Consider the following 6,182-nt stretch of genomic DNA (forward strand, 5'->3'; position numbering starts at 1 on the left):
CACTCGCCCCGGGGGCGGAGCGGATCACTCGGCGGGCTGCAGCGAGTGCGACGGCCAGTCGAGGAGGCGGGCGCCGAGCGCGGCGGTCTGCAGGATGTAGCGCTGGTCGGGATCAGTGGGGTCGTGGCCGGTGAGTTGCCGGATACGGGTGAGCCGGTAGGTGACCGTGCGCACGCTCACCCCGAGACGGCGTGCCGTGGTGGTGTTCAGGCAGCCGCTGGTGAAGTACGCGGTCAGGGTGTCCAGGAGTGCCCTGGGCCCGCCGCGTGCTCCTTCGAGGCCGCCGAGGACGGTGGCCACCAGGTCGATGATGGCAGCGCGGTCTCTGCCCAGGACCTGGAAGACGAGCAGGTCCGAGGCGTGCACGAGCCGGGTGGTGAGGCCGAGGAGGACGGCGAGGTCGAGGGTGCTGCGGGCTTCTTGGTAGGAGCGGACGATGCCGCTGGGACCGGGCCGCGGCCGGCTGACGGCGATCCGGCACGGCTCGTCGACGGCGTCGCCCACCTTGGCGGCGAAGGAGTCCGGAACCGCTGGCAGCGCGCCGGGAAACACGCACACGAGCAGGCCGTCCTTGGTGGTGATCAGTACGTCCCGCGCACCGAAGCAGGCGGTCAATGCTTCCTCGACATATCGGGCGGTGTCACCGCCTGCCTCGAATGCGCTCTCGGCGCGGGCCACGCTCACCTGGTGCGGCCCGACGAGCCGCAGCCCGAAGCGTTCGGCCCGCTCGGCGAGCCGGCCGAGGTCGGTGCGGCCTTCGAGAAGGTCGCCGACGAATTCCCGCCGCGTCGCCTCTTCGCCGCGGATGGCTGCGCGGAGAGCGGATTCGTAACCCTCGGTCAGCGCCACGGTCGCGTCACCGATCGCCCTGATCAGGGCGGAGGCCGCCGCTTTGAGCTCTTGAGGTTCCGTAGCCCGCCGGATCGCGGGCAGGTCGGTCCAGGCGCGGGAGACGGAATCGACGTATTCGGCGACCAGGAGCGGCAGGGCCGTGCCGCGGTCGGCCGCCGTGGCGGCGAGCTGTCGCAGACCCTCAAGTTCCTCCTGGGACAGACGCCGATTACTGAGGGAGACCCCTGCGAGGTGCCCCACGTGGCGGCTCATGTCCGCAATTGAGGTCGTGGGCGTGTTTCCAGCGGTGGGTGCGGCATTCGGTGCTGGCACCGTGGCACCGGGTGACGCGGTGTGCGACTCCGAGCGGCGTTTTCGCGTCGGCATGCTCCCATTTTGCCGAAGAGCGGCAAAACAGGGGGTGCGAGACGTCCTTGTTTGGGCGGTCATCGGCAGGGGTCCGGCTGGGGCGCAAGGGTAATCGGTGAGTAAAACGCCCGTCGGAGACCGATGCAACAAGGGGGGTACCACGACTGTGCCCCGAAGGCGCCTCCTTTTGTCGTTCCGGAGGATTGCCCGGATCCTCCTGGTGTCGCTGGGCTGCCTTCTCGCGGCTCCCGCGGTGAGCGTGGCGCAGTCGCCGACCGTGCTCGTGATGAGGGTCGACGACACGATCACGCCGGTCGTCGCCGATCACGTCGAAGAAGGACTGCGCACCGCCGGAGGACTCAGGTGATCGGTATGAACCCCTCGATGGACGACCGGCGCATCCTCGCCGAGATCGAGCGTTGCCTCGCCCGGGACGATCCCGAGCTGGTGTCGTTGATGGACATGCTGAACCACCAGTTCCCCCACGAACCGGCCGACGCCGACGACCACGGTGGAGGGCATGGCCTGCGCCGGAAGGTCATCGTGACACTGCTCATCGTCGCGTTGGCGGGCCTGATTCTCACGGCGATCCTTGCCAAGCCATCCCCGTCCGGCGACAACCAGGGACCACCGGCAAAGGGCCTGGCTCTGGCCGTGACTGTCCATACCCCGCGCCGTGGCCCTCGGACCCCGACAGGCACCGGGCCAACACTGCTCGCGCAACGGCGTCAGCAACGGAACCGGAACTCCCGAGGAGAGGAGGTCCCGCGTGCACGTGATCTGGCGCAGCCATATGTCTCGGTCAGCACGGACACCGATGCCGTGGAAGCGGTGAGACTGCTCGTCGAGCAGCGGCTGCCGGGTCTGCTCGTCGTAGGCCCGGCCGGGCAGCCGATCGCGATGCTGCCTGCCAGCAATGTGGTCAGGACGTTGGTTTCCGGCTGCATCCAGGAGGACCCGGTGCTCGCCGCCGTGATCGACGAGCCGCATGCCGATCGCCTGTGCCGTGCACTGGCGGGACGCACGCTCGCCGATCGTCTTCCGGCGGGAAGGCGGCCGTTCCTGCCCGCTGCCGGTCCCGATCGCATGGCCATGGAGCTCACCGAACTGTTGGCCCGGACCCGAAGTCCGCTCATCGCCATTGTCGAACGGGACGCCGGGGGCCCCGACCGTCTCCTCGGCGTCGTCACGGCCGCCCACCTGCTGGAACGACTCCTCCAGGCGTGAACAGCGCCGTTGGCGCGCAGCACCGGGACGCCCTGCTGAACGACTGAAAGGTCAGCCCCCATGCCGGGTGGCAACCGCAAGGACCGCACCTTCCTCGACCGTCTCCCAATGCCCGAGCGGACGTTCGTGGCGGACGCCCTGCGCACGGAGACCGTCGGTGGGATGGTGTTGCTGGCAGCGGCTGCCGCGGCGCTGGTGTGGGCCAACACCCCGCTGAGCAGCACGTACGAGTCCATTCGGGACTTCCACTTCGGCATCGACGCACTGGGTCTCGACCTCTCCGTGGCCCACTGGACAGCCGACGGACTGCTGGCGATCTTCTTCTTCGTCGCCGGCGCTGAACTCAAACGCGAGTTGGTGGTCGGCGAACTGCGCCACCGACGCACGGCCGTACTTCCCGTGATCGCCGCAGTCTGCGGCATGGCTGTACCGGCCCTGCTCTACGGACTCGTTGCCACCTCTCGGGAAGGAACATGGAACGGCTGGGCCGTCCCCATGGCCACCGATATCGCCTTCGCCCTGGGCGTCCTCGCGGTCATCGACACCCATCTGCCCTCCGCGCTACGCGCCTTCCTGCTCACGCTCGCGATCGTCGACGACCTGGGAGCCATCCTCGTCATCGCCGTCTTCTACACCTCGACGATCAACTTCCCCGCCCTCATCGGCGCCGCACTCGGGCTGGGCCTGTACTTCCACCTCCACACCCGACGGCGCGTACACGGCTGGTACTGGTACCTGCCCCTGGCTCTGGTGATCTGGGGTCTGACGCACGCCAGCGGGGTGCACGCCACGGTGGCGGGAGTCGCCATGGGACTGCTGCTGCGGGTCGCGAAGGACGGTGAGCGCGGCCGGCGCCCGGCCGAACACATCGCGCACCTGGTCCGGCCCCTCTCTGCCGGGGTGGCCATTCCGCTGTTCGCCCTGTTCGCGGCCGGCGTCAGCGTGTCCGGCGACACCTTCGGGGAGGTAGTCAGCGGCCCGGAGCCGCTGGGCGTGGCCCTGGGGCTGGCGGCCGGCAAGGTGCTGGGCATCTTCGGCGGCACCTACCTCGCCGTCCGCTTTACCGGTGCCCGCCTCAGCCGGGACCTCGCCTGGGCGGATGTGCTGGCCGTGGCCATGCTGGCCGGGATCGGCTTCACCGTATCGCTGCTGATCGGCGAACTCGTCTACCCGAACCCCGCGGACCTCGAGCACATCAAGGCCGCGGTCCTCTTGGGCTCCCTGACTTCCGCCCTCCTGGCCTGTGTGCTGCTCAGAGCGCGGAACAGCAAGTACCGGCGGCTGTATGAGGAAGAGAACCTCGACGTGAACGCCGACGGCATCCCCGACGTCCACCAGCGCCACACCGCTGCCCTGAAGGCTCCGAGCCAGAACCGGCCCCGTAACGGCGGCGACTCCGGCACGCCGTTCACACGCGAAAGGCGACCCCACGTGCCCAGGAAAGCCACGCCTTCGGCCATCCGCCCCTGGCGAGTGAGACTGTCAGTGGGGGGACACCGCGCTGGTCAGGTCCCGTGGACGCCCCGGCTCCTCGGCTCGTGCACAGGACCGCCGGTTTCAGTCCCCGGGAGAGGGCGATGAACGGCTCGGTTCGGATGGGACGCGTTCTCGGGGTGCCGCTGCGCGTCCACTGGTCGGTGCCCCTGCTCGTGCTGCTCTTCGGATCCAGCCTGAGCAGCCAAACACTCCCCGCCTCGGTCCCGGATCAGTCGAGCGCCACGTACACCTTCGCCGGCCTGGTCGGCGCCCTGCTGATCCTGGGGAGCCTGCTGGCACATGAGGCCGCCCACGCGTTCACGGCCCTTAAGAAGGGCATCGAGGTCAAGAGCATCACGCTCTGGGCGCTGGGCGGGATGACTGAGATGGGCAGACCGCGCGGAGCCGGCGCGACCTTCCTGGTAGCCGTGAGCGGACCGCTCACCAGCTTCGTCGTCGGTGGGGCCGCGATCGGGGCAGGCATCGGGCTGGACGCGGCGTCCGGCTGGGCGGTGCCCGCGGCCGTCCTGGTCTGGCTCGGGTGGGTGAACGTCCTCCTGGGCGTGTTCAACCTGCTGCCGGCCGCGCCGCTCGACGGCGGGCGGGTGGTGCAGGCGCTGATGTGGTGGCGTACCGGAGACCGTGACCGTGCCGAAAGAGCGGCCGCACGCGGCGGACAGATCCTCGGCATCCTGCTCATCGCTCTGGGGTGGATCGCCGTCCTGCGCGGAGCCTTCGGCGGTCTGTGGCTGGCGCTCATCGGCTTCTTCCTCGTGATCGTCGCAGGCGCCGAACGTCAGCGCGCACGGCTGGTCCCCGCTCTGCGCGGGGTGAAAGCGGCCGATGCCATGTCGAGTCCCGTGGAGACCTGCCCGGACTGGTTCACCGTGGAACGCTGCGTCCACGACGTGGCTCTGCGCGCCTACCACTCGACGCTCGCCCTGACCGATTTCCAAGGACGCCCCAGTGGCCTGCTGCGGCTGCCTCAGCTCGCGCGGATCCCCGCCGAGCAGCGGCAGACACTGCGCGTGCGGGACGTGGCGACCGCGCTGTCGCACATCACGACCTGCGCGCCGGACGACCTCTTGGAAGACGTCCTCGAAAAGCTCCGCCCGGGCATGGACCCGCGCATCCTCGTCACCGACGGCCAGCACCTGGTGGGCATCATCACCGCGCGTGACATCTCCCGGATCGTGCAGCGCCACACACTCGGCGGAACGGAGAACCAGTGATGGCCGACCCACGCAAGACAGCTCGGGCAGCCGGGGACACCTCGACCACCGGTCGTCCAACGGTGGCTGCCGGTCTGCACGTGCCGGCGCACGAGTCTCCCCAGCCGATGCACCGGATGCCGCGGGATGCCGACACCTGGGGACGGTGCCCGATGAGCGGCAAGCGGTGTGTCGGGCATGAGTTCGCGCACACCGCCGGTCTCTATCAGGCAGACAGGCGGATTCCCCGCCTCTTTGGACCGGTCGACGCGGACGGCGAAGGGATGCGGCGGGTCGCCGGGCAGCTCCGCGGCCAGCACCGTGGCACCCTTGCGGCGCCGCCGCTGCGAGGCGACCACTTTGCCGTCGACCAGCAGCTCTGCGTGGCTCGACGCTGTCTCGACCGTGACGGAATGCCCGTCTCGGTCGAGGTGGAAACGGTGGCTACGGGCCATGAGGTACCTCCAAGGCCAGTCACCACATGCCCCTTCAAGTGTACGAAGCAAGCCCCCAGAAGCGCAGCCTCTTGGGGCTCAGGAGAGCCGTGGTTGCAACTGCATGATCTCTCGCTCTCCCGAAACGAAAGGCACTCGCCATGGACTGCTACGAATGTGTCCAGCAAGGTCGTACGGCAGCCGCGGTCGCCGTGTGCTGCGTGTGCGGAGCGGGTGTGTGCGTTGATCACGTGCGCACCGAGAGCCAGATGCTGCGCGGGCCCGCGCAGCCGGGCAAGGTGATCCACGACCTTGCGGCCCGTCAGCTGACTTGCCCTGTGTGCCGGGCGGCGGAGAAGTCTCCATAATGACGATTTCCGAACTTGGAGCCTGAAAGCGTCGGCAGGAGGGCCTTTTGGGCATGGTTCACCCTGTGTGAAGGGGGCCAGTTGTGCCGCTCTGGAGCCGTGTGCGGCGTCGTCTCGGGGGTATTCGCGTCGTTGACCGTGAGCGCTCAGGACAAGGGTGGCGGTGTGGCTCAGTGAACCTCTTTCATCCTGAATAATCGCAGGTCAAGAGTGTGTGGATGGCTCGGACGGCGGTGCCGATACGCCGGGTGGAGCATCGGGCTCGC

Annotated in this window: 6 protein-coding genes and 1 pseudogene; 5 read left to right on the forward strand and 2 right to left on the reverse strand. The window is 68.9% G+C overall.

Features of this window, described 5'->3' with window-relative positions:
- Nucleotides 1-24 precede the first annotated feature (24 nt).
- Nucleotides 25-1,104, reverse strand: a complete 1,080-nt coding sequence (locus tag ACIA8X_RS32055; protein ID WP_393443884.1) for a PucR family transcriptional regulator — start codon at nucleotides 1,102-1,104, stop codon at nucleotides 25-27.
- Between the two features lie 283 nt (nucleotides 1,105-1,387).
- On the opposite strand from ACIA8X_RS32055, the gene ACIA8X_RS32060 reads away from it, so the two are divergent.
- The 5 genes from ACIA8X_RS32060 to ACIA8X_RS32080 all read left to right on the forward strand — a co-directional run bounded on the left by ACIA8X_RS32060 (nucleotide 1,388) and on the right by ACIA8X_RS32080 (nucleotide 5,916).
- Complete coding sequence (locus ACIA8X_RS32060; protein WP_393443882.1) at nucleotides 1,388-1,567, forward strand: hypothetical protein; 180 nt, start codon at nucleotides 1,388-1,390, stop codon at nucleotides 1,565-1,567.
- Between the two features lie 5 nt (nucleotides 1,568-1,572).
- Complete coding sequence (locus tag ACIA8X_RS32065; protein ID WP_399459725.1) at nucleotides 1,573-2,427, forward strand: CBS domain-containing protein; 855 nt, start codon at nucleotides 1,573-1,575, stop codon at nucleotides 2,425-2,427.
- A 60-nt stretch (nucleotides 2,428-2,487) separates the two neighbouring features.
- Nucleotides 2,488-4,008 (forward strand): Na+/H+ antiporter NhaA, encoded by a 1,521-nt coding sequence (gene nhaA, locus ACIA8X_RS32070; RefSeq protein ID WP_393443877.1) that lies wholly within the window; start codon nucleotides 2,488-2,490, stop codon nucleotides 4,006-4,008.
- Complete coding sequence (locus ACIA8X_RS32075; RefSeq protein ID WP_399459726.1) at nucleotides 4,005-5,135, forward strand: site-2 protease family protein; 1,131 nt, start codon at nucleotides 4,005-4,007, stop codon at nucleotides 5,133-5,135. Before nhaA ends, ACIA8X_RS32075 begins: the two co-directional genes overlap by 4 nt.
- Before the next feature lie 574 nt (nucleotides 5,136-5,709).
- A complete protein-coding gene (locus ACIA8X_RS32080) occupies nucleotides 5,710-5,916 on the forward strand; it encodes a DUF2180 family protein (protein WP_393443873.1) in 207 nt (68 codons plus the stop codon).
- 184 nt (nucleotides 5,917-6,100) lie between these two features.
- Here ACIA8X_RS32080 and ACIA8X_RS32085 read toward each other — a convergent pair.
- A pseudogene (locus ACIA8X_RS32085) lies at nucleotides 6,101-6,182 on the reverse strand (IS5/IS1182 family transposase); the annotation flags it as partial.

The sequence above is a fragment of the Streptomyces sp. NPDC051738 genome (genome assembly GCF_044453205.1).
Taxonomy (GTDB): Bacteria; Actinomycetota; Actinomycetes; order Streptomycetales; family Streptomycetaceae; genus Streptomyces.